At 28.8% G+C, this 21,852-nt stretch carries 23 protein-coding genes, 3 tRNA genes and 1 pseudogene; 13 read left to right on the plus strand and 14 right to left on the minus strand.

The window, feature by feature from the left end:
• Positions 1-47: 47 nt before the first annotated feature.
• The 3 genes and pseudogenes from PG913_RS02020 to msrB form a co-directional block, all read right to left on the minus strand.
• Positions 48-1,614 (minus strand): annotated as a pseudogene (locus PG913_RS02020) (protein adenylyltransferase SelO).
• Positions 1,615-1,652: 38 nt separating this feature from the next.
• A complete protein-coding gene (gene msrA, locus PG913_RS02025; protein ID WP_271231403.1) occupies positions 1,653-2,192 on the minus strand; it encodes a peptide-methionine (S)-S-oxide reductase MsrA in 540 nt (179 codons plus the stop codon).
• Positions 2,193-2,206: 14 nt separating this feature from the next.
• Positions 2,207-2,653, minus strand: a complete 447-nt coding sequence (gene msrB / locus PG913_RS02030; protein ID WP_271231404.1) for a peptide-methionine (R)-S-oxide reductase MsrB — start codon at positions 2,651-2,653, stop codon at positions 2,207-2,209.
• A 144-nt stretch (positions 2,654-2,797) separates the two neighbouring features.
• On the opposite strand from msrB, the gene PG913_RS12830 reads away from it, so the two are divergent.
• Both PG913_RS12830 and PG913_RS02035 read left to right on the plus strand, forming a co-directional pair.
• Entirely contained in the window at positions 2,798-2,989 is a 192-nt protein-coding gene (locus PG913_RS12830; RefSeq protein ID WP_333780773.1) for a hypothetical protein, read from the plus strand.
• Positions 2,990-3,101: 112 nt separating this feature from the next.
• Complete coding sequence (locus tag PG913_RS02035; RefSeq protein ID WP_333780774.1) at positions 3,102-4,004, plus strand: Pycsar system effector family protein; 903 nt, start codon at positions 3,102-3,104, stop codon at positions 4,002-4,004.
• Positions 4,005-4,019: 15 nt separating this feature from the next.
• Here PG913_RS02035 and PG913_RS02040 read toward each other — a convergent pair whose 3' ends face one another.
• A complete protein-coding gene (locus PG913_RS02040) occupies positions 4,020-6,413 on the minus strand; it encodes a GAF domain-containing protein (protein WP_271231405.1) in 2,394 nt (797 codons plus the stop codon).
• 301 nt (positions 6,414-6,714) lie between these two features.
• Complete coding sequence (der, locus tag PG913_RS02045; protein WP_271231406.1) at positions 6,715-8,019, minus strand: ribosome biogenesis GTPase Der; 1,305 nt, start codon at positions 8,017-8,019, stop codon at positions 6,715-6,717.
• Positions 8,020-8,119: 100 nt separating this feature from the next.
• Here der and PG913_RS02050 point away from each other — a divergent pair, with 100 nt between their 5' ends.
• Positions 8,120-8,626: a GTP-binding protein gene (locus PG913_RS02050; RefSeq protein WP_271231407.1), complete on the plus strand. Its 507-nt coding sequence runs from the start codon at positions 8,120-8,122 to the stop codon at positions 8,624-8,626.
• On the opposite strand, the gene era is transcribed toward PG913_RS02050, so the two are convergent.
• The gene (gene era, locus PG913_RS02055; RefSeq protein WP_271231408.1) at positions 8,623-9,504 is read right to left on the minus strand and encodes a GTPase Era; all 882 of its coding nucleotides are present in this window, start codon (positions 9,502-9,504) and stop codon (positions 8,623-8,625) included. The two genes, PG913_RS02050 and era, sit on opposite strands and share 4 nt — an antisense overlap.
• A 137-nt stretch (positions 9,505-9,641) precedes the next feature.
• On the opposite strand from era, the gene PG913_RS02060 reads away from it, so the two are divergent.
• Positions 9,642-9,714: transfer RNA gene (locus tag PG913_RS02060), tRNA-Met, on the plus strand.
• Positions 9,715-9,764: 50 nt separating this feature from the next.
• On the opposite strand, the gene PG913_RS02065 is transcribed toward PG913_RS02060, so the two are convergent.
• A complete protein-coding gene (locus PG913_RS02065) occupies positions 9,765-10,526 on the minus strand; it encodes a CDP-alcohol phosphatidyltransferase family protein (protein WP_271231409.1) in 762 nt (253 codons plus the stop codon).
• Positions 10,527-10,760: 234 nt separating this feature from the next.
• Between PG913_RS02065 and folE the strand changes: the two genes are divergently transcribed.
• The 3 genes from folE (at position 10,761) to PG913_RS02080 (ending at position 12,467) form a co-directional block, all read left to right on the plus strand.
• Positions 10,761-11,459, plus strand: coding sequence for a GTP cyclohydrolase I FolE (gene folE / locus PG913_RS02070; protein ID WP_271231410.1), 699 nt, complete (start codon positions 10,761-10,763; stop codon positions 11,457-11,459).
• A 64-nt stretch (positions 11,460-11,523) separates the two neighbouring features.
• A complete protein-coding gene (locus PG913_RS02075) occupies positions 11,524-12,048 on the plus strand; it encodes a glutathione peroxidase (protein WP_271231411.1) in 525 nt (174 codons plus the stop codon).
• Positions 12,048-12,467: a hypothetical protein gene (locus PG913_RS02080; protein ID WP_271231412.1), complete on the plus strand. Its 420-nt coding sequence runs from the start codon at positions 12,048-12,050 to the stop codon at positions 12,465-12,467. The genes PG913_RS02075 and PG913_RS02080 overlap by 1 nt, the downstream gene beginning before the upstream one ends.
• Here the strand turns inward: PG913_RS02080 and PG913_RS02085 are convergent.
• Genes PG913_RS02085 through PG913_RS02105 form a run of 6 tightly spaced genes read right to left on the minus strand, consistent with a single transcriptional unit; the run spans position 12,447 to position 15,125 of the window.
• Entirely contained in the window at positions 12,447-12,872 is a 426-nt protein-coding gene (locus PG913_RS02085; RefSeq protein WP_271231413.1) for a hypothetical protein, read from the minus strand. The two genes, PG913_RS02080 and PG913_RS02085, sit on opposite strands and share 21 nt — an antisense overlap.
• Before the next feature lie 24 nt (positions 12,873-12,896).
• The gene (locus PG913_RS12835; protein ID WP_333780775.1) at positions 12,897-13,271 is read right to left on the minus strand and encodes a cryptochrome/photolyase family protein; all 375 of its coding nucleotides are present in this window, start codon (positions 13,269-13,271) and stop codon (positions 12,897-12,899) included.
• A complete protein-coding gene (locus PG913_RS02090; RefSeq protein WP_333780776.1) occupies positions 13,252-14,391 on the minus strand; it encodes a cryptochrome/photolyase family protein in 1,140 nt (379 codons plus the stop codon). Before PG913_RS02090 ends, PG913_RS12835 begins: the two co-directional genes overlap by 20 nt.
• A complete protein-coding gene (locus PG913_RS02095) occupies positions 14,388-14,516 on the minus strand; it encodes a DUF2256 domain-containing protein (RefSeq protein WP_271231414.1) in 129 nt (42 codons plus the stop codon). Before PG913_RS02095 ends, PG913_RS02090 begins: the two co-directional genes overlap by 4 nt.
• A gap of 28 nt (positions 14,517-14,544) precedes the next feature.
• Positions 14,545-14,946 carry a DUF2452 domain-containing protein gene (locus PG913_RS02100; protein ID WP_271231415.1) on the minus strand — a complete coding sequence of 134 codons (402 nt, stop codon included), beginning with the start codon at positions 14,944-14,946 and terminating at the stop codon, positions 14,545-14,547.
• A gap of 14 nt (positions 14,947-14,960) precedes the next feature.
• Positions 14,961-15,125: a Lacal_2735 family protein gene (locus PG913_RS02105; RefSeq protein WP_271231416.1), complete on the minus strand. Its 165-nt coding sequence runs from the start codon at positions 15,123-15,125 to the stop codon at positions 14,961-14,963.
• A gap of 232 nt (positions 15,126-15,357) precedes the next feature.
• Here PG913_RS02105 and PG913_RS02110 point away from each other — a divergent pair.
• From PG913_RS02110 to PG913_RS02125, 4 genes are all read left to right on the plus strand, one after another.
• Positions 15,358-15,430, plus strand: a tRNA-Met gene (locus PG913_RS02110).
• A 117-nt stretch (positions 15,431-15,547) separates the two neighbouring features.
• A tRNA-Met gene (locus PG913_RS02115) sits at positions 15,548-15,620 on the plus strand.
• 147 nt (positions 15,621-15,767) lie between these two features.
• The gene (locus PG913_RS02120) at positions 15,768-16,214 is read left to right on the plus strand and encodes a protein-disulfide reductase DsbD domain-containing protein (RefSeq protein WP_271231417.1); all 447 of its coding nucleotides are present in this window, start codon (positions 15,768-15,770) and stop codon (positions 16,212-16,214) included.
• Positions 16,215-16,232: 18 nt separating this feature from the next.
• Positions 16,233-18,209, plus strand: coding sequence for a protein-disulfide reductase DsbD family protein (locus PG913_RS02125; protein ID WP_271231418.1), 1,977 nt, complete (start codon positions 16,233-16,235; stop codon positions 18,207-18,209).
• 97 nt (positions 18,210-18,306) lie between these two features.
• Here the strand turns inward: PG913_RS02125 and PG913_RS02130 are convergent, their stop codons facing one another.
• A complete protein-coding gene (locus tag PG913_RS02130; RefSeq protein ID WP_271231419.1) occupies positions 18,307-19,617 on the minus strand; it encodes a S28 family serine protease in 1,311 nt (436 codons plus the stop codon).
• Positions 19,618-19,751: 134 nt separating this feature from the next.
• Here PG913_RS02130 and lhpI point away from each other — a divergent pair, with 134 nt between their 5' ends.
• Positions 19,752-20,711, plus strand: a complete 960-nt coding sequence (gene lhpI, locus PG913_RS02135; protein ID WP_271231420.1) for a bifunctional Delta(1)-pyrroline-2-carboxylate/Delta(1)-piperideine-2-carboxylate reductase — start codon at positions 19,752-19,754, stop codon at positions 20,709-20,711.
• Positions 20,704-21,771, plus strand: a complete 1,068-nt coding sequence (locus PG913_RS02140; protein ID WP_271231421.1) for a proline racemase family protein — start codon at positions 20,704-20,706, stop codon at positions 21,769-21,771. Before lhpI ends, PG913_RS02140 begins: the two co-directional genes overlap by 8 nt.
• Positions 21,772-21,852: the final 81 nt, after the last annotated feature.

Below are 21,852 nucleotides of genomic sequence, written 5' to 3' on the forward strand. Positions count from 1 at the left end.
CTGTAAAAATACTTTATATTCTTTGAAATGATTAATAAAATAGTAGATTAAGAACTACAACTTAAAGCAGAACAGCCAACTTTATTACGAGCCCATTCTGGACGTTTTGCAAACCATTTTTGATGCTTTTCTTGTTCATCATAAGGGTTTTTTAACAACTCATATAATTTATCAATTAAATTATAATCACCTTTATTGGCATCATCAATAGCTAATTGTGCCATATAATTTCGCAATACATATTTCGGATTTACAGCATTCATTTTTTCTTTTCTTACTGAATTAGAAAAAGTTTCTTGTTGCAATCTTTTTAAATAACGATTAAACCAATCTTGCCAATGATTTTTAATCGCGTCTTTTACTTCTATAATCGTATAAAATGCCTCTTTTATTTTATCAAAAGCAGTTTCAAAACTATCATCTGAAGAAATTAATGATAAATTTCTAAAGAAAAGTGTCATATCAATTTCCGTTAATTGTAGCGTTTCTTCTAAGCGTCCAATTAATTCATAATCGTTAGTATCTTCAGAAAATAAACCGATTTTCGATGTCATCATTTCTAAATATTTCTTTTGATAAATATCAGAATATTCATCTAAAATTTCTTGTAAAGGCGGCGCTTCTTCGATAAGTGGAAACAATGAATTTGCTAATTGAAATAGATTCCAAACACCAATTTGTGATTGATTTCCGTAACGATATCGCTTGTGCTGATTGTCGGTTGTATTTGGTGTCCAGCCAGCATCGTAGCCTTCTAACCATCCGTAAGGACCATAATCTATGGTTAATCCGAGGATAGACATATTGTCGGTATTCATAACGCCGTGAACAAAACCAACACGTTGCCAATCGACAATCATTTCAATAGTTCGGTTTCTTATTTGGGTTAAAAAATCGAGATATTTTTGTTTTCCTTCGGATGTAATTTCAGGGTAAAAATGCTTGATTGTATAATCTGCTAATGTTTTTAAAGCAGGATGATTTTTTCTAGAGGATAAAATTTCAAAGCTTCCAAAACGGATAAAACTTGGTGCTAAACGGCTTACAATTGCGCCTTTTTCGTAGGCTTGATTTCCGTTGTATAACATATCTCTTAAAACGTCATCACCCGATAAACTCAAGGATAAAGCTCGAGTTGTTGGAACGCCCAAATGAAACATAGCTTCGCTACATAAATATTCTCTTACCGATGAGCGTAAAACCGCCAAACCATCTGCAGTTCTTGAATATGGAGTTCCTCCAGCACCTTTTAATTGTATTGCCCAACGTTTATTATTGTGTACAACTTCGGTTAAATTGATTGCTCTACCATCGCCTAATTGCCCTGCCCAATTTCCAAATTGATGTCCGCCATAACACATCGCAAATGGATGCGTGTTTTCTAAGACTTTATTTCCTGTAAAAACATTTACAAAATCTTCTGATTTAGCATCTTTTTCAGTTAATCCAATTGCTGTTAACATTTCTTGGGAAACATTGAAGTAACTTCGGATTTGCTGTTTTTTTAGGTTCAACAAACGAAAAGCAAGCATCTAAAACTTGTCTTCGGGTATTTTCTAAAATTTTATCAGCAGGTAATTCTTTTGTAAAAGTATTTTGAATGTTAAGCTTCATTGTTTTTTGGATAAATGGATTGACAAAATTACGGTAAATTACTTTAATTTATGAGCATGTAATTTTCGAAGTGTTGCTAATTTTGGCGAAATAACAAAACTACAATAACCTTGTGTTTGGTTTTGTCTGTAATAATTTTGATGTGCTTTTTCTGCCTCATAAAAAATAGTATATGAACTAACTTCGGTAACAATTTTATCTTCATAAAAAGGAGCAACTTCAGTTAAAACAATTTCTGAAATTTCTTTTTGAGCTTCATTATGATAAAAAATTACAGAACGATATTCAGTTCCTTTATCCGCCCCCTGCTGATTTAAGGTTGTCGGATTGTGAGTTGTCATAAAAATTATTAAAATATCTTGATACGAAATTATATTAGCATCAAAAGTAAGTTGAATTACTTCGGCATGTCCTGTTAATCCGCTACAAACTTCTCTATATGTTGGATGCCCAGGAACATTTCCGCCAGCATAACCAGAAACTACTTTTTCAATACCTTTTACTTCCTGAAAAACTGCTTCTGTACACCAAAAACATCCACCGCCTAAAGTGGCTATTTGTAAATTTTGATTAGTCATTAAATTGAATTATTTTAATTTTTATTTAAAATCATTGATTCCGAATTGATGCAATATCTTAAACCACTAGGTTCAGGACCATCAGGAAAAACATGTCCTAAATGTGCATCACAACTATTGCATAAAACTTCTACTCGTACCATTCCAAAAGTTGTATCTCTATGATATTTAATAGCATTTTCGGTAATTGGTTGTGTAAAACTTGGCCATCCAGAGCTTGAATCAAACTTAATAGTAGAATCAAATAAAGGAGTATCGCAACAAATACAGTTGTATTTTCCTTGATCATAAGCAGTACATAATTCTCCAGAAAAAGGACGTTCAGTTCCTTTTAAACGGGTAATTCTGAATTGTTCATTAGTTAATAATTCTTTCCATTTTTCTTCGGATTTTTCAACCCTTTTTATTGGTGTTGGGTTTCCGTTTACTGCAAAGTGAATAATATTTTTCCAAGTAAGCATCTTAAAATATTTTGGTGATTAATTGTAATAATTTGTTTTTTCTGTAATCTTATATATTGGTAGTAATAGAGTCGTTTTAATCTTGTCAAAATTACAATTAATAAGAGTAGAATAATATCCTTAATTTAGCAAAAAATCTTTTTGATGGAAAATTTATTAATTGAAGCTGAAAATTTTGTTGTTACTCTTTTAAATGAAAAATTAGATACTTCATTTATATATCATAATGTACTTCATACCCAACGAGTAGTAGCAAAAACGAAAGAATTAATAAAAGAAGCAGAATTAACAACTGAATTATCAAATATATTATTGTTAACAGCGTGGTTTCAATGATACAGGTTATACAAAATCAATAAAAAATCATGAAGAAGAAAGCGTTAAAATAGCAACAAAATTTTTAAAAAAACATGATGTTTCTGAAGCTGTTATTTTACAAGTTTCAGAGTTGATTTTAGTTACTAAAATTTGTGTAAAACCTGTAACCAAGTTAGAAAAAATAATTAAAGATGCTGATTGTGCTCATTTAGGAAGTAAAAATTTTAGCGATTATACATTATTATTAAGAAAAGAGTGGGAGCTGACTAAAGTAGCTGTTTTTTCTGATGAAAAATGGCTAGAAGAAAATATTAAATTCTTAACAAAACAACGTTTTTATACAGATTTTGCAGTTAAAAACTGGAGTAAAATAGCAAGTAAAAATTTAGCTGAATTATTAAAAAATCAACAAAAATTAAAACAAGAAAATAAGAGATTACAACATAAAAAAGAGGAATTAGCTTTTAAAAAAAACAAAGTAGAGTTACCCGAAAGAGGTATTGAAACGATGTTTCGTGTTGCTTTAAGAAATCATATTACTTTAAGTGATATTGCAGATACGAAAGCGAATATTTTGTTATCGGTAAATGCTATTATTATTTCGATGAGTTTATCTACTTTAATTCCAAAATTAGACAATCCGACGAATCATTATTTAATAATTCCATCGTTAATATTTGTTTTGTTTACGGTGGCTTCTATTATATTGTCTGTAATGGCAACCCGTCCAAATGTAACACAAGGGAAGTTTACTAAAGAAGATGTTGCGAATAAAAAAGTAAATTTATTGTTTTTTGGAAATTTTCATCAAATGAATCTTCCTGATTTTGAATGGGCAATGAATGAAATGATGAAAGACCGTGATTATTTATACGGTTCATTAACCAAAGATTTATATTTTTTAGGCTTAGTTTTAAACAGAAAATATAAATTACTAAGAACAACTTATACTGTTTTTATGATAGGAATTATTATAAGTGTAATTGCTTTTGTTGTAGCATTTCAAATACAAGAAAATTCAAATATTTTATAAATAATATAGGTTAAGTTAATTTTTAAACTCTTCGATTAAAGTATCAATTGTTATTGTTTTTTTAGCGTCAAAATCAGATTGATAAAGTACCGCTACACGAAGTGCTTTTAAACCAGAAACTCCTTGTAAATCTTCTAACTCTAAAGTTTCAACTTCACCTAATAAATTTTTAGCTTGTAGGTATTTAATATATTTTAAATATTCTTTAGCATCTTTACTTTGTGAATAAACAATAGAAATTTTACCAGGGATAGTAAGACGTTTTTTGGTGCTTTTTATATGAATTTTGTCAATTCTTTTTTTGATGATTTCATAACGAATATTATAAGCTCCATCAACATCAAATTGTTTTTCATCCATTCTAAATTTAATAGATAAAGGCGTGCTGTGTACTAAAATTAACGATGCAACTTGTAAATCATGCTCCATAGATTTACGTGTCGTATTCGCTACATTTTCCATTTCGCACATAAGTTGTAATTGCCATAAACGAAGATTATAAAGGTATAATTCATCGAAATTTTTATTTTTAGTTAAAGATTGCCCGATATACATATTGTATTCTACACCATCAGTTTTATAGCGTTCAAAATAATGCGGAAACATTATTTGTGCATCTTCTTGTTTACAATCTATAAATTTAGCTAATTTATCATTTAATAAAGTAACACTTTGTTCGTAGGCTTTTCGTTTTTCATAAACAACGTGCAAATTGCTATCTAAACGGTTCATGTAAGTATTTACAACAACCAATAAGTTGTTATTAAGTGTTTTTATGTGTTTAAAAACAGGATAAATTTCACGTTTTAAAAACTCTAAAATACCAATTTCATCACCAGCTTTTAAACCTGTATTCACATCTTTTAAATAGTCATTTACTCGAAACATCAATTCATTATAAATAGGTAATTTCTCAGATACACAAGCTTCTTTTAATACTGAAATAGCTAAGGTAAGTTGAGTAATTAAATCTTCTTTAATAGCTTCATTTCTGGCAAAAGATGAGCCTTTTATATCTGATTGACCATATAAAGGGTACACATTATTAAATACTATTTGTTCAATTTTTACATTTTCTTTTTCGGCATAAATATCGGCTTGATATTGTTCGGCAGCTTCATAAAATTTCCATTTTACAGTTTCGTGTAAAGAGGTGTAGTGTTCTTGTATAGTAGCTTCTAAAATGTTTGAATACTCTTCTGATGAGCGATTAACAGCCACTTTAAAAACAGGAATAATATCTTTTAATTTTTGCTGATTTACAGAGTTTAATTCATAAGGTCTTGGAGAAGCTATTTCTAATAATGCTAAGTCGTTATTGTTGCTTGCTTTAATAGGAATTAATAAAATACTTCCAATATTCTGATTTCTTAATCTTTTAGAAAATTCATTTTCTTTTGATGAATTTCCGTAGTTTTTGGTGTCAGATATAGCAATTATTTTTTGCTCTTTAAATACTTTAGTAACTATATCATTACAAAAAAAGGTACTACAAGTTATTTTGTTTTCATTTTTTAATAAAATGATACTTTCTGTTCTTTTAATACGTGTTGATTGTAATGATAAATCAGTGCTGTCAAATACTGAAAAACCGACTTTTAAATCTTTAATATTATAGAATTCACTTAATTCTTTGCGTAGTTTTTCAACAATAGTACCATCATCTTTTTGTAGTAAAGTTGTTCTTATTGATGAAATATTTTCATCAACAGTAACATCAAATAAATTCATAATACCAAAGCCTTTAAAAATATAGCTGTTTGGCGGAAATTTTTCTTTCCAAATAGCTATGTTATCATAACTATTTATAAGAATTTTAATATCATCTTCAGTAATTTCAGGAGCATTCTCTGAACGAGTAATCTCCATAAAATCGGCATTAAAAGCTACTCTGTAATGTTTTATTATGTCTAAATTTTTATCAGGAATATCAAAAAAAAATGGACGTTTTAAGTCAATAGGTTGTTTGTATACAATGTTTAAAATAAAAGTACATGCCATAATGTACATTTTATCGTCTTCAAAATCTCTAACTTTTAAAACATATTCTTCTCCAGCATTTTCAAGAATATTTTCTAATCGTTTTGTAAATTTAAACGACGTAAAAGAAAAAGGGACAGTAGCGGCTTTAATTTCATTTAATGTTAACATTTCAGGAAATAGAGTTTCTAGCAAAACATCTATAATATCTTCGTGTTTTTTTAATAATGAAAGGTCAGAAAATCCATTAATTAGTTCAGGATATTTTTCTACTTTATTTATAATTATGTTAGCCGATGCATTAAACGGATGTTTTTTAGCAGTATTACTAGCATATTCTTTAAGCATATTATATATTTTCTTAAAACTAATATTTAGTTGTAAGGGAAGTTCAATATCTTTAAAGGCGTCTAGTTTTCTAATTTCCATTAAATTATTTTCTTAATACGTTGCAAATTTATAAAATTGTGTACAATTAATTTTTTTGAAGCAACTTCCCGCTTTCTGCACTCGCTTTTTTTTGAAGAAAAATCAAAAAAAGAGCTCAAACAAATGCTTCAATCGGGGCTAGGCATACTAACTTATTTATTAAAATTATTTTTTAAATTTAGTAAATAAATAGCATTAAAATAAGCACAAAAAAAATAGTTTTTTCAGTTTTTTTTGCAAATTGATTTAATAATTTGAAAAGAAAATGAAAAAACTATTTTAATTTTTTTTAGACTAAAAATTATTTTTGTCTAAAATATATAATAATAGGAACTCCGTTAAAGTTATAATGCTGACGAAGTTGATTTTCTAAATAACGTCTGTACGGATCTCTAACATACTGCGGTAAATTCGCAAAAAATGCAAACTGTGGCGTGTATGTAGGTAATTGCATACAGTATTTAATTTTGATGTATTTTCCTTTAATTGCAGGAGGTGGATTTTGTTCTAAAATCTCTAACATCGTTTCGTTTAACTTACTTGTTTGAATACGACGTTTTCTGTTTTCAAAAACTTCAACAGCCGTTTCAATAGCTTTAAAAATACGTTGTTTTGTTAATACCGAAGTAAATACAATTGGCACATCACTAAAAGGTGAAATTTGCTGTCTTATTTTTGCTTCAAAGTCACGCATAGTATTGGTTTCTTTCTCTACCAAATCCCACTTGTTAACAAGTATTACAATTCCTTTTTTATTCTTTTCAGCTAGCCAAAATATTTTTTCATCTTGTCCTTCAAAATCACGAGTTGCATCAATAACTAAAATAGCAACATCACAATGTTCAATAGCACGAACGGCACGCATTACAGAGTAAAATTCTAAATCTTCTTTTACTTTTGATTTTTTACGAATCCCAGCAGTATCTACTAAGTTAAATTCAAAACCAAAACGATTGTATTTCGTATCAATAGAATCACGCGTAGTACCTGCAATATTAGTTACGATATTTCTATCTTCACCAATTAAAGCATTAATAAACGACGATTTTCCTGCATTCGGACGTCCTACAATTGCAAAACGAGGAAGTTCATTTTGTTCTTCTTCTTCTTCAAAAGGAATTTCTTCAGCAACGGCATCTAATAATTCACCTGTTCCACTACCATTTATTGAAGAAATAGTGTGATATCCTCCTAAACCAAGGTTATAGAATTCAACTGCATCTGCATCACGCATTGCATTATCTACCTTGTTAACAGCCATAATAATAGGCTTTTTAACTTGGCGTAATATTTTTGCAACTTCAGCATCCATAGGAGTAATTCCTTGTTCAACATCAACAACAAAAATAATTATATCAGCTTCTTCAATAGCTAATTGCACTTGTTTACGTATTTCTCCTTCAAAAATATCATCAGATCCGACAACATATCCACCAGTATCAATTACAGAAAATTCCTTTCCGTTCCATTCAGATTTTCCGTAATGTCTATCTCTGGTTACTCCACTTACAGAATCAACAATCGCTTCACGACGTTGTACTAAACGATTAAATAAAGTGGACTTACCTACATTCGGTCTTCCAACAATGGCTACAATACTACTCATTATACTAAAATTTTTGCAAAGATACAACTTACCTTACTATTATGAGCTGAATTTTAAAGACTATAATTTTTAGTACATTGTAGCAGAATAACTTTATACTATGGATGATAAATTATATAATCAAATTTTTTTAAAGCCAAGGTTTCAAATTGATTTTCAAATGAATTCAGAAGTGCTACTTAATGAAATAAAAAAGCATTTATCTGATGAAACAACTTATAAAATGAAAGTGGTAGATAATCATGTAATTATTGATGTTCCTGATAAAGAAACTCATTTTTGGTCTCCTCAGTTACAGTTGGAAGTAGAGGAAGTTACAGAAACAACATCTAAAATAAAAGGGTTATTTGGTCCAAAACCACAAGTTTGGACTTTTTTTATGTTCTTACATTTCGTAATAGCGACTGCTTTTTTTATCTTCGGAGTTGTAGCTTATAGTAATTGGTCGCTAAAAAAAACAGCAATACTACCCATAGTAATGTTGGTTGTTTTACCAATTATATGGGTAGTATTTTATTTTGTAGGAACTTTAGGAAAGGCTACAGGTAAAAAGCAAATGGATGAATTAAAAAGTTTTGCTAAAATATTATTGATGAAAATAAATTAGTCTTTATATCCAAAACGTTTTAACTGTTTGTCGTTAGAACGCCAGTTTTTATTTACTTTAACATATAATTCTAAAAACACTTTTTTATCAAAAAACAGTTCTAAATCTTTACGAGATTCTGTACCTACTCGTTTAAGTGCAGTACCTTTATGTCCTATAATAATTCCTTTTTGAGTATCACGTTCTACCATAATAACCGAACGGATTTTGATGATATTTTCTTCTTCAAAAAATTCTTCGGTTTCTACTTCAATAGAATATGGAATTTCTTTTTTATAGTGTGTTAATATTTTTTCACGTATTTTTTCATTGACAAAAAAGCGTTCAGGCTTATCTGTTAATTGATCCTTCGGATAAAAAGCAGGACCTTCAGGAAGTAATTCTATAATTTTAGTGAAAACAGAATCCACATTAAATTTTTCTAAAGCCGAAATTACATAGACAAAAGCATTTGGTACTTTATTTTTCCAGTATTCTATTTTTTCTTCAACTTCGTCTTGTGATGATTTGTCAATTTTATTTAATAATAAAATAACAGGAATTTCACTGTGGATTATTCTATTAAAAAAAGCTTCATTTTTTAATTCTTTTTCTCCAACTTCTACCATATAAATTAATACATCGGCATCATCAAAAGCTGATTTTACAAAATCCATCATTGAATTTTGTAGTTCATAAGCAGGTTTTATAATTCCTGGAGTATCAGAAAAAATAACTTGATGATTATCATCATTTACAATTCCTAAAATACGATGTCTAGTAGTTTGTGCTTTAGCTGTAATAATTGATAATTTTTCACCAACTAAAGCGTTCATTAAAGTTGATTTCCCAACATTTGGGTTTCCGATGATGTTTACAAATCCTGATTTATGTGTCATTTGGCAAAGATAAGCTGTTTAAATTAGAAATTAATTTTTTTATAGTGCTGTTATTGTATTAGTTAAAAAACATTTTACTTAAAAGTTTATTTTATTAGGTTAACTAGAATAAAAGAACGTATATTTGCACTCGAAATCGCGGGATAGAGCAGTAGGTAGCTCGTCGGGCTCATAACCCGAAGGTCACTGGTTCGAGTCCAGTTCCCGCTACTAAGCTCAAAAGCTTCACAGAAATGTGAAGCTTTTTTTATTTCTGTTAATTATAATAGTTTTCGAATACTTATAAAAACGAGAATCATTACAGAGTACCACAAGAAAAATGTAACAATGTATTCTTTTAAACCTAAAACTAACAGTAAACTTATAATTAGTAGTTGAAATCCAAGTCCGAAGGTAGATAAAGCTGTCATTAATAAATTAGGAAAGCGTTTTGTTTCTGGTGCATTTGAGTCTAATGCATAAATTGTTTTGTCAAATATTCCATATAGTGCTTTGTAAATTTTGAACAAAAGGTTTACATTTTTTTGTTTTTCTCCTTTTAAAGCTTTTGGTGTATTGTATTCAAAAATTCTACTTGTAGTATCGCCATTAACGTTGTTTCTTAGAATAACGTAATAGTAATTATATAGTGTTCCTTGTAATTGAATTGCTAAAAAGGCTAAAAAACTATAGACAAAAAAGGTATCTGTAATATACCATAGTGCTGCGAAAATAAAGAAGTTTAAAATAATATCAGCAACAGAATCAAGGTATCTACCTGTATGTGAAGGTGTTTTTTTTACTCTAGCTAGTTCTCCATCAGCTGCATCAAGTATCGATTTAAATAGTAAAAAAAAAGCAGCAGCCCAATAATAACCTAATAGTATACAGGCGATTCCCGTAACACCTGAAATGATAAACCATATAGTAACATCAATAGGAGTGTATGAAGTTTCTTTAATTTGATTAACTATTATTCTTGCTACTGGTCTTCCGTAGTCAGAAAGATCTATAAATTTATATTCTTTAGGTAATTTAGACATATTTTATTTTGAAAAATTTGAAAACTATATTGTTAATTAATTCTAAAAAGAGGTTTTATATTTTTAGTGGGCGACAAATATACGATAGCTTAATATATAATTGATATTAGTATTTCTTTTTTTGTTTACTCTTTTTGTGTTTTTATTAAACAATTGTTTAGCTTTGCTGAATAGTCTTAAAAGTACTGACTGTATCTAATTTTTTAATAGTAAGAATATTTATACAGAGAAAATATGAAATCAAAAATAAAAAATATACAGATTAATAATGATAATATAATTAGTAATTTTTCTATTGATGATATAGGTGATGACCATATGTACACTGGTTTAGAAACTCCTATGAAAGCTGATGCTTTTTTGTTATCTGATCATCAAAAGAAAGAGAAAATTTCTGATTTATTTGCCCAAATAATGGATGTTATGGGTTTAGATCTTACAGATGATTCTTTAAAAGGTACTCCAAATAGGGTTGCCAAAATGTATATAGATGAAGTGTTTTCAGGACTTAACCCTGCTAATAAACCTAAAATTGCATTATTTGACAATAAATATCAATATAACCAAATGTTGGTTGAAAAGAACATTACTTTTTATTCTAATTGCGAACATCACTTTGTACCTATAATTGGTAAAGCACATATTGCGTATGTGTCTTCAGGTAAAGTTATTGGTATTTCTAAGTTGAATAGAATTGTACAATATTATGCAAAACGACCTCAGGTGCAGGAGCGTTTAACAAATCAGATAGTAACAGATTTAAAAGCTATTTTAGATACAGAGAATATTGCCGTTATTATTGATGCAAAACATTTATGTGTTTCATCTAGAGGAGTAAAAGATGATGCTTCTGCTACAGTTACTTCTTTTTATGGTGGCGTATTTAATACATCAGAGAAAATTACAGAGTTACAAAATTATTTAAATCAGTAGTTTTATTACTTTTTTCTGAATTTTATTTATCAATAATAATTAATCATTTGTATTAGAAAAAACGATGAAAAGAATATCAAAAGCAAAATTAACGGGAAGTGTTGTTATTAAAAAAAATCCCGAATCGATTTATAATATAGCAATCAATGGCCTAAATGGACAACCAATTTTGCTTTCAGCATTTAAAGGAAAGAAACTACTTTTTGTAAATGTTGCTTCTTCGTGTGGTTTTACCAAGCAATATAAAGAATTACAGGATTTAAGCGATAAGTATGCCGATAAACTTGTAGTTATTGGTGTTCCTTGTAATCAGTTTGGAAGTCAAGAGAAAGGAAATGCATCAGAAATTCAAGAATTTTGTGAGTTAAATTTTGGAGTTACTTTTTTGTTAACGGAAAAAGTAGCGGTTAAAGGAAATTATCAGCATCCTTTATATAAATGGCTTACTTCTGAAGCTAAAAACGGAGTTAAAAGTTCAAGTGTAAAATGGAATTTTCAAAAGTATTTAGTAGATTGTACAGGAAATTTTATTGATTATTATTACTCAACGACCACACCAATGAGTTCAAGAATAACAATGTATTTATAATGGTTTTAGATAATATAACACTTTTAGTAGATTTTGGACTTGTTGTTTTAATTTGGATTGTACAGCGTATTATATATCCAAGTTTTTTATATTATAAAACTTCAAAATTACTTATTTGGCATACCGAGTACATGGCACGTTTTAGTGCTATTGTAATACCATTGATGCTTGGTCAACTGGCTATTTCCATATATCAGCTTTTTATTGATATTAATAGTAATTCCTTTATAAGTTTTGGAATTATAGTATTATTATGGATGTCTACTTTTTTACAATTTGTACCGATACACACTCATATTTCAAAAGGAATTGTTACTGAAGAAATGTTAAAATCATTAGTGCATAAAAACTGGATACGAACTGTTTTATGGACATTATTATTTTTATATCATTTTATATTATCCATCGTAATAATCTAAGTTTAAAAAAGTATTTTTAAAGTCTGTCATTTTTTGGATGAACTTTTTATTTTCTTTATAGTTTTTGTTCTTTATAAATTGAATAAAACTTCCGTTAGCGTGTATGCTAAATGTTTCATTACTATATATAACAAGGCGATAGTAAGGAATTATCCAAGAATAACGTCCTAATTTATTGGTAAAATGAACTATAATTCCTTTTGGTCTTAATTCAATATTAGCATATTTTATGGCATATGATTCGTTGCTTTTAGGTTGTAACTTAGTACTTAATTCTTTTATAATAAATCGACTAGACCCTACACCACCAATTTTAATTTTATCAAAAAAAGAAAAAGATTTTCCTAGTTTTTGTTTACTTTCTGTAATGTAGTTTTTATTAGTATAAGTTGTATTAAATAACATTATGTATGTATTTTAATTTATATTTTAATGAGAAATAGCTAAATTTATTAAATATTTTTCACCATTATTTAGGTGTATTTGTTGTTTTTCGATAGGCATTTTATCAAACATACGTACTAGCATTCCTAACCTTGGATTTGATAAAAAGAAATTACGATGTATGTGCATAAACCTCCAAAATAGTCCATCCCAAACAGCTTGCCATTCTCCTTTTTTATAATTACTCATTTTAAGAATATAGTTGCTACCACTTATATAAGGTTTTGTAGCTATTAATCCACCATCTGAAAACTGACTCATTCCGTAAATATTGGTAACCATTACCCAGTCGTAAGCATCAATAAAAAGTTCCATAAACCATTTATATACTTCATCAGGGTCAAATTCGCAAAGCATCATTGAAATTACCTAATATCATTAAGCGTTCTATATGATGACAATAGCCAGTTTGTAATACTTTTTTTATCGTTTTATCGATAGGAGGAATGCCTGTAGTTCCGTTATAAAATGAAGCGGGTATTTTCTTTTTAAATTTCCAAAAGTTAGTAGTGCGTTCTTCACTTCCTCTAGTTTCATAAACACCTCTTACAAACTCTCGCCAACCTATAATTTGTCTAACAAAACCTTCTGTAGAGTTAATTGGGATATTGTTTTCCTCTGCGTAGGTTAGACAGGTTTCTATGATTTCATTAGGAGTTATCAATCCTACGTTTAGCATAGGAGTTAATACACTATGATTAAGTATTGAATTTTCTGAAACAATAGCATCTTCGTATGTTCCAAATTCTAAAAATCGTTGTTCTAAAAACTGAACGAACCACTGTTTTGTGTTTTTAAAATTAGTTGGATATAATGAGTATTCTGTTAAGTTTCCTAAGTTAGAAGAAAAGTGAGTTTGTACATATTGTATAGCTTCTTTATAATAACTGTCTGTGTTAGGAAATTGAATTGGAGGAGGTGTTTTTTTTGCAGGATATTTTTTTCTGTTTTCGGTATCAAAAGTCCATTTTCCACCTGTAGGTGTTCCATCTGGTTCTATAAGTATATTACGTTTTTTTCGTTGTTCAGTATAAAAAGTTGTTTGATGGTATTTTTTTTTATCCTTTTTAAAGAAGCTTGTTAACTCTTCTTTTGTATTTATAAATAAAGGTGATTTGTATATTTTAGTTGTAATATTATTATCTAAACATCCTTTTTTTATTCTTTTTTCAAGCCAATTATCCGTAGTGTCTATATAATTAATATGAGTAATATTTTTGTTTTTTAAATAAGGAATTAATATTCTTATATCAGAAATGGGGTTAATACTTTCAATATAATATATTTCGATATTTTTAATATTACTAATGTAATTGGCATAGTGCTTCATAGTGGCTCTATGAAATGCTATTTTTTGTTTATGAAAAGAGTATTGCTTAAAAAATAAATATTCTTCAATAATATATATACGAGTATTATTTTCAAAAATAGGAGAGTTTTGAAATAATTGATGAGGGAATACTAGATTAACTTGTTTCATTTTTTATTTCGAGAACGTTGACTGCAATATTTTACTTCATTCCAGTTTTTTTCCCACTTTTTACGCCATGTAAAGGGTAGTTTACATACTAGACATATTTTTTGAGGGAGATGTTGCTTTTTCATTTTTTTAAATTCATAATTTTTTTTGCTATTACACTTTTTCCCATATTTGATCAACATTTAAATAAAAACTGCCTAATGAGTTAAAAGTACATTCTTCTGGTGCTATAATCGAAAGAAATGATTCACCATTATCTCTTTTATAAAGATGATAAATTTGTCCTATAATTGGTTCAAAAGTAAATTTTGCTTCAAAAATAAGTTTGTTGTATTCAAAATCTTCCATCATTTTATCATAGGCTACTTTTAACTCTAAGTACTGTGTAGCTACTTTATGATTTATTTTATTGATGCTTCTATTTTTCCAAGCAATAGTATCTGTTGTAGTAATTACTGGTGCTCCTACAGATGTTGCATATGGTTTAAGATAGGCATCGTATTTTTGAGTTTCTGCATTAAAAACTACATTATCAGGTTTTTTATTTTTAGTCATTTTATAAAATGGTATTAATTAAGTTTTTCTATTTTTAGCATAACTTCTTCTGCTTCAAAACTTTTTTTATCACTCATTTTTCTATTTGTTGTAGATAGTGTATGTGCTTCTTTTAAAAGTTTTTCATATTGATATTGAAGTTTTTCTTTTTCTGTTTTCTTTTTAAATATTCCAAACATTTTTTATTAGGTTTTATAGTTATATTTCTGATTAATTATTTTATAAAGATAATAAATGTTTAATTAATTTTATAATTTGTTAAACAAAACATCAAGTTAAATAGTTTCTAATGATGTAAACTATTGTTAGACTGCTTTTTTACGCTTTTATTTTTATCAAAAAAAAATATTTAAAAAAAACTGTATTTATTAGGTTAACTAGAATAAAAAAACGTATATTTGCACTCGAAATCGCGGGATAGAGCAGTAGGTAGCTCGTCGGGCTCATAACCCGAAGGTCACTGGTTCGAGTCCAGTTCCCGCTACTAAGCTCAAAAGCTTCACAGAAATGTGAAGCTTTTTTTGTGCGTAAAATAAAATAAATAAAAAACATTTTTATTTATTACGTAATAGAAAAAGGTTGTATATTTGCACCCACAAATCGCGGGATAGAGCAGTAGGTAGCTCGTCGGGCTCATAACCCGAAGGTCACTGGTTCGAGTCCAGTTCCCGCTACTATAAAAAGAGTAATCAGCAATGATTACTCTTTTTTTTTGTTAAATTTTCAAAATAACTGCAAATTTTTTTTTGATGTAATCGTATTTGATGTAGAAAGATGTTATTTTTACAGAAAATATCAATACAACTATTAATTAAATGATAATGAGGGAATTACTGACAATCGCAATATTTTTCGTAAGTGTTTTTTCTTACGGACAAATGGATAACCCTGTAAAATGGACTACTGCAGTAGAAAAAATATCAGAAGAAGAAATTGAATTAATAGCGATAGTAACTCTAGAGGATGAATGGCATATTTATTCTCAAAAAATGGAAGAAGGAGGTCCTGTAGCAACTTCGTTCTCTTTTAGAGGAGATCAACGTTATATTAAAAAAGGAAATACTGAAGAGGAAGAAGGGCATATTGTAAATGATGAAATATTTGCAATGAGTATTAAGTATTTTAATAATACAGCAGTATTTAAACAACGAATTAGATTAAATACAAATGAAAAATTTATCATAAAAGGAACTGTTGAATATATGGTTTGTTCTAATGAAAGTTGTTTGCCTCCTGAAGAGGTAGCTTTGTCTTTTCAAGTTAATTAACCCCCATAATAAATTTATATGAAAAAAATATGCATATTTTTTGTCTTATTGATAAACTTATCAGTAACAGCTCAGATATTTAATCCTATTCAATGGAAGACCAAAGTAGAAAAGATAACTGATTCAAAATATAAATTAATTACAGAAGCTACAATTAAAGATAGTTGGAGCTTATATTCTCAAGAAGTACCTAAAGGAGGGCCAATTCCGACAACTTTTTTTTATAATGATAAAGAAAATAAGATAAAATTAATAGGAAAGACAGAAGAACCTAAGGGAAAAATTAAGTTTACAAAACTATTTAATGACGAAGGAATGTCTATTAAGTCATTTGCTTATAAAGCAGTTTTTAAGCAAGAAATAGACTTAACTGATCCTACTGTAAAAACAATTAATGCTTTTGTCGAATTTATTGCTTGTACAGATGAGCAATGTTTACCTCCAAAAGAAATCGATTTAGTTTTTGATTTAACGAAAGCTATTGTAAAAAAACAAAATATTTCAGAGGTTAATAAATCAACTAATACTAATAAGAAAGATAAAAAAGGAATGATAGCTATCTTTTTTATTGCTTTTTTATCAGGATTTGCAGCTTTGTTAACGCCTTGTGTTTTTCCAATGATTCCAATGACAGTAAGCTTTTTTACCAAACAAAGTAAAAGTAAAGCTGAAGGAATTAGAAATGCTATTATTTATGGAGTATCAATAATTGGAATATATGTATTATTAGGAAGTGTAGTAACGGGTGTTTTTGGTGCCGATGCTTTAAATGCGTTGTCAACAAATGTATGGTTTAATGTCGCTTTCTTTTTGATATTAGTAATTTTTGCAGTATCATTTTTAGGTGCTTTTGAAATAACATTGCCAAGTTCTTGGGCTACTAAAGTAGATTCTCAAGCAGATAGAGGTGGTTTAATTGGTATCTTTTTTATGGCATTGGCTTTAGCAATTGTATCGTTTTCATGTACAGGACCAATTGTAGGAACATTATTAGTAGAGTCTGCATCAAAAGGAGGTATCGCACCTATTGTTGGTATGTTAGGTTTTTCTTCAGCAATAGCAATACCATTTGCATTATTTGCAATGTTTCCAGGTTGGTTAAATTCATTACCAAAATCGGGTGGATGGTTAAATACAGTAAAAGTAGTTTTAGGATTTTTAGAATTAGCCTTGGCTTTTAAATTTTTATCGAATGCCGATTTAGTTTTACAATTACATTTATTTGAAAGAGAAGTTTTTATTGCTATTTGGATAGCAATATTCGGAGCTTTAGCATTATATTTATTAGGTAAAATTAAGTTACCACATGATGATTCTCAAACTCATATTTCTGTAGGAAGATTGTTTTTAGGTTTAATTGTAGGAGCTTTTACCGTATATATGTTACCAGGTTTATGGGGAGCACCTTTAAATTTAATTAGTGCTTTTCCACCACCACAACATTATAGTGAATCTCCATATGGAGTAGGATTTACAAAGAAAAATACGCAGGTAGTTTCAGTTACTAATTCTGAAAAAACGCATACAGGTTTACCTGAAGGAGCACATTTAATGCCTCCTCATGATATTATTTCTTTTCATGATTATGATAAAGGATTGGCCTACGCTAAAAAAGTAGGAAAACCTGTTATGATTGATTTTACAGGTCATGCTTGTGTAAATTGTAGAAAAATGGAACAAAACGTTTGGGTAAAACCTAATGTTTTAGATGTATTAAAAACCAAAGTAGTTTTAATTTCTTTGTATGTTGATGATAAAAGAAAGTTAAAAGATGATGAGGTTGTTGAGTCTAAATTAAACCCAGGAAAAAAGTTAAAGTATATAGGTCAAAAGTGGAGCGAATTACAAACTATAAAGTATAAAGCAAATACGCAACCTTTTTATGTATTAATGGCGCATGACGAATCTAATTTAATTGATCCAGTTTCTTATACACCAGATCCTTCTGAATATTATGATTGGTTAACAAAAGGAGTATCAAACTTTAAGAAATAGAAAATACGACTTTCAAAATATCATAAAATAAAAAACACTTTAGAAATTTCTAAAGTGTTTTTTTGTAAATAATATTATATCAATATAAAAAATAAGCCTATTTTAAAGGATATAATTTTACATCTTTACCTAACCAAGCTTGTAACTTAGCGTAAATTTTTTGTTGATCTTCATCAGAAAAATCTTTAATTCTAGTAGTATGAGACCCATCTTTTAAAACCATTTTTAAAGCATCAACTCCTTCATTAGGTGTTGGTCCGCAAGCTCCCCAAGGATCGTTACCTCCTTGAATATGTAAAACATTAGTTCCTTTTGTTTCAATAATGTTTCTTATCTCTTTAATATAAGAAGGATTGTAAGTTAAGTCTACATTTTTAGGAGCAAATCTACTATTAGTACTACTTTTAACAACCTTTAATAAGTCTTTTACAGGTTCTAAATCAAAACCATAGTACCCTAATTCTCTCATGTGTTGATAAAAAGAAGGTAAAAGCTTTTTGTATCCTGAATCACTAAAAACATAAAAACCAGAAATTTTAACTAAGTAGTTAAATAATTCTTCTGATGATGCATTTTCTGCAGGTACATCTTCACATTTTCCGCTACCCCATTGCCAGAAAGAAAAAGGAAATTCTAATACAGCATATTCTAAAGCTTCCTCTTGAGAAAGTTCAGTGAAATTTAATTTTTTATCTTTAGCATAAGTTGCTAATAATGCTAAAACTTCTTTTCTGTTATTTAAAACAGTTTTTTGATATTTTCTGATATCAGCTCTACATTCATCACTACCAACAGAATTAATTAATTCATTAGTTCTAGGGTCTTCTAAGGTATTAATTAACGGAGCAACATAAGGTACAGCAACATCAATATCATTAGGATATTTAGCTTTGTAAATTAAAGTAGTTTCTCCTCCTTTACTAATTCCTGATGATAACCATTTACCGCTATAAACAGTTTTTAATTTGTTAACAACACTATGATAATCTTCAATAGCATTATCATTTGTTAAATATTTCCAAGGAATAGAATCAGGTCTTGATTTACCATACATTCTGTATTCAACAATCACTTGGTTACCTTTAAATACTTTACTTAGCTCAGTAGTTCTGTTCCATGAGTCGTAACCATCTGTAATTAAAACAGTAGGACTCTTATAATTTGTATGTGAAACATACATATGATGGTCAAATGTTCCTTCAGAAGGATTTTTAGGATTTAAATTTTGTTTTAAAACAACTTTATACGCTTCTGTAAAATGGTCTTTAGCTTCAATAGAGTCTATTTGAGCTTTAGGAAAAGTACTTTGTAGTTTTTGTTTAAATGATACGATTTTACTCTCTTTAGTCGTTTTGCATGATGCAAAAATAGCTAAAGATAGCAGAAGAAATAATTGTATTTTTTTCATTTTGGTTCTTGTTTTCGCTAAAAATACAGGCTTTATAGTATTTCATATTATACTATATTAACAATGTCTTTGCTTATATTATTCTTTATAAAGATACTGTATAATAATGTTTGTATAAATAACTATTTTACGGCATGGAAAAAATTATTCAAATAGATAACAATTATATAGAAGATAATACAAGTTTTTTAGAACTGATTTCTGAATTAAAATCTTCATTTTCATCGCAAGATACTATTGTACCTATGCGTCATCATCACGATTTTGCAAATCCAGAGGTAAATGCAGATTCTACGTTATTATTAATGCCAGCTTGGACACCAAGTAAAACAGCTGGAGTTAAAATAGTAACTGTAAGTCCTGAAAATAGCCAGTTTGATTTACCTTCTATCAACGGAACTTATATTTATTTAGATGCTGTTAAAGGAACAATTAAAGCAATTTTAGAGGCTAAAAGTTTAACAGTAAAGCGTACTGCTGCGGCTTCAGCTTTAGCGTCATCTTTTTTATCAATAGAAAACGCTTCTTCATTATTAATGATTGGTACAGGTGCTTTATCTGTTAATTTAATTAAGGCACACGCTTCAGTTCGTCCTATTAAAAATGTATTTATTTGGGGACGTAATTTTTCTAAAGCTCAAGCTATTTGTGAAACATTAAAAGATGAAGATTTTACAATTACAGCTATAGAGAATATTGAAGAGAAAATTTCAGATGTTGATATTATTTCATGTGCAACATTATCTAAAAATCCATTAGTTTTTGGAAAGTATTTAAAGGCTGGGCAACATGTTGATTTAGTTGGAGCTTATAAAAAAGGCATGAGAGAAGCTGATGATGAAACAATAACTAAAGGAGCTGTTTATGTTGATACTTATCAAGGTGGATTAAAAGAAAGTGGTGATATTCTTATTCCGTTACAAACAGGAGTATTAAAGGAAGAGGATATTAATGCTGATTTATTTGAATTATCTTCAAGTAAAAAAACAGGAAGAAAAACCGATGAAGAAATTACAGTTTTTAAATCTGTAGGTCATGCCTTAGAAGATTTAGCAGCTGCAAATTATTTTTATAAAAAATATACTAATGAGTAAAACATATCAAAATATACTAGCTAAAACAGATTTTGTACCACATAAAGATTGGTTAAAAATTAAAACCATTGATATGCACACAGGTGGTGAGCCTTTACGTGTAATTGTTGATGGTTTTCCAGAGTTAAAAGGAAATTCAGTTTTAGATTACAGACGTTATTGTAAAGAAAATTATGATGAATTACGTACTGCATTAATGTTTGAACCACGTGGTCATGCTGATATGTATGGGTGTATTTTATTACCTCCTAATGATGATGAAGGTGATTTTGGAATTATATTTTTACATAACGAAGGATATTCAACAATGTGTGGGCGTGCAATTATTGCTATTTCTACTTTAGCTGTTGAAATGAATTGGGTTGATGTTAAAGAAGGTGAAAATATTTTAAAAATTGATGCTCCTTGTGGACGAATTACTTCTTTTGCAAATGTAAAAGATGGAAAAGTAACAGGTGTTCGTTTTCATTGTGTACCAAGTTTTGTAGTTGGTTTAGATAGAACTGTTGAGGTTGACGGGTTAGGAACAGTAACTTACGATTTAGCTTACGGAGGTGCTTTTTATGCCTATGTCGATATCGCTAAAAACAACTTTGATTTTGATTTAAGTACTGATTCTTACAGAGCTTTAATAACAAATGGTATGAAAATTAAACATGCCGTTATGCAAGCTGATAAAGAAATATTACATCCAATAGAGGAAGATTTAAGTTTCTTATACGGTACTATTTTTATTGATAATACAAAACAAGCTTCTGGAACTGATAGTAGAAACGTTTGTATTTTTGCTGAAGGAGAAGTAGATAGATGTCCTACAGGTTCGGGTGTTTCAGGAAGAATGGCTATTCATAAAAAGCGAAATGAAATTCAATATGGTGAAACCATGACAATTGAAAGTATTACTGATTCGGTATTTATAGGATCTGTAGTTTCTGAAGAGAAATATGGTCCTTTTAATGCGGTTATTCCACAAGTAGAAGGAACGGCTTATATTACAGGAATGCAAACGTTTACAATTGATCCAAATGATCCAATGAAAGACGGGTTTATTTTAAGATAATAATATCTAATTTATAAAAAACAAAAAGGGTTGTCAATATATTGACAACCCTTTTCTATTCAAATAAAAGACTAACTTAAC

This window comes from Tenacibaculum pacificus (genome assembly GCF_027941775.1).
GTDB classification, from domain to species: Bacteria; Bacteroidota; Bacteroidia; order Flavobacteriales; family Flavobacteriaceae; genus Polaribacter; species Polaribacter pacificus_A.

Coding starts and splice junctions, on each gene's coding strand:
- PG913_RS02075 (WP_271231411.1), top strand. CDS start 11,524: ATGAAAAGAATATCAAAAGCAAAATTAACGGGAAGTGTTGTTATTAAA.
- PG913_RS12830 (WP_333780773.1), top strand. CDS start 2,798: ATGGAAAATTTATTAATTGAAGCTGAAAATTTTGTTGTTACTCTTTTA.
- PG913_RS02140 (WP_271231421.1), top strand. CDS start 20,704: ATGAGTAAAACATATCAAAATATACTAGCTAAAACAGATTTTGTACCA.
- PG913_RS02100 (WP_271231415.1), bottom strand. CDS start 14,946: ATGACTAAAAATAAAAAACCTGATAATGTAGTTTTTAATGCAGAAACT.
- msrA (WP_271231403.1), bottom strand. CDS start 2,192: ATGACTAATCAAAATTTACAAATAGCCACTTTAGGCGGTGGATGTTTT.
- PG913_RS02105 (WP_271231416.1), bottom strand. CDS start 15,125: ATGTTTGGAATATTTAAAAAGAAAACAGAAAAAGAAAAACTTCAATAT.
- msrB (WP_271231404.1), bottom strand. CDS start 2,653: ATGCTTACTTGGAAAAATATTATTCACTTTGCAGTAAACGGAAACCCA.
- PG913_RS02125 (WP_271231418.1), top strand. CDS start 16,233: ATGAAAAAAATATGCATATTTTTTGTCTTATTGATAAACTTATCAGTA.
- PG913_RS02095 (WP_271231414.1), bottom strand. CDS start 14,516: ATGAAAAAGCAACATCTCCCTCAAAAAATATGTCTAGTATGTAAACTA.
- folE (WP_271231410.1), top strand. CDS start 10,761: ATGAAATCAAAAATAAAAAATATACAGATTAATAATGATAATATAATT.
- PG913_RS02090 (WP_333780776.1), bottom strand. CDS start 14,391: ATGAAACAAGTTAATCTAGTATTCCCTCATCAATTATTTCAAAACTCT.
- lhpI (WP_271231420.1), top strand. CDS start 19,752: ATGGAAAAAATTATTCAAATAGATAACAATTATATAGAAGATAATACA.
- PG913_RS02080 (WP_271231412.1), top strand. CDS start 12,048: ATGGTTTTAGATAATATAACACTTTTAGTAGATTTTGGACTTGTTGTT.
- PG913_RS02085 (WP_271231413.1), bottom strand. CDS start 12,872: ATGTTATTTAATACAACTTATACTAATAAAAACTACATTACAGAAAGT.
- PG913_RS02065 (WP_271231409.1), bottom strand. CDS start 10,526: ATGTCTAAATTACCTAAAGAATATAAATTTATAGATCTTTCTGACTAC.
- PG913_RS12835 (WP_333780775.1), bottom strand. CDS start 13,271: ATGATGCTTTGCGAATTTGACCCTGATGAAGTATATAAATGGTTTATG.
- PG913_RS02130 (WP_271231419.1), bottom strand. CDS start 19,617: ATGAAAAAAATACAATTATTTCTTCTGCTATCTTTAGCTATTTTTGCA.
- era (WP_271231408.1), bottom strand. CDS start 9,504: ATGACACATAAATCAGGATTTGTAAACATCATCGGAAACCCAAATGTT.
- der (WP_271231406.1), bottom strand. CDS start 8,019: ATGAGTAGTATTGTAGCCATTGTTGGAAGACCGAATGTAGGTAAGTCC.
- PG913_RS02050 (WP_271231407.1), top strand. CDS start 8,120: ATGGATGATAAATTATATAATCAAATTTTTTTAAAGCCAAGGTTTCAA.
- PG913_RS02120 (WP_271231417.1), top strand. CDS start 15,768: ATGAGGGAATTACTGACAATCGCAATATTTTTCGTAAGTGTTTTTTCT.
- PG913_RS02040 (WP_271231405.1), bottom strand. CDS start 6,413: ATGGAAATTAGAAAACTAGACGCCTTTAAAGATATTGAACTTCCCTTA.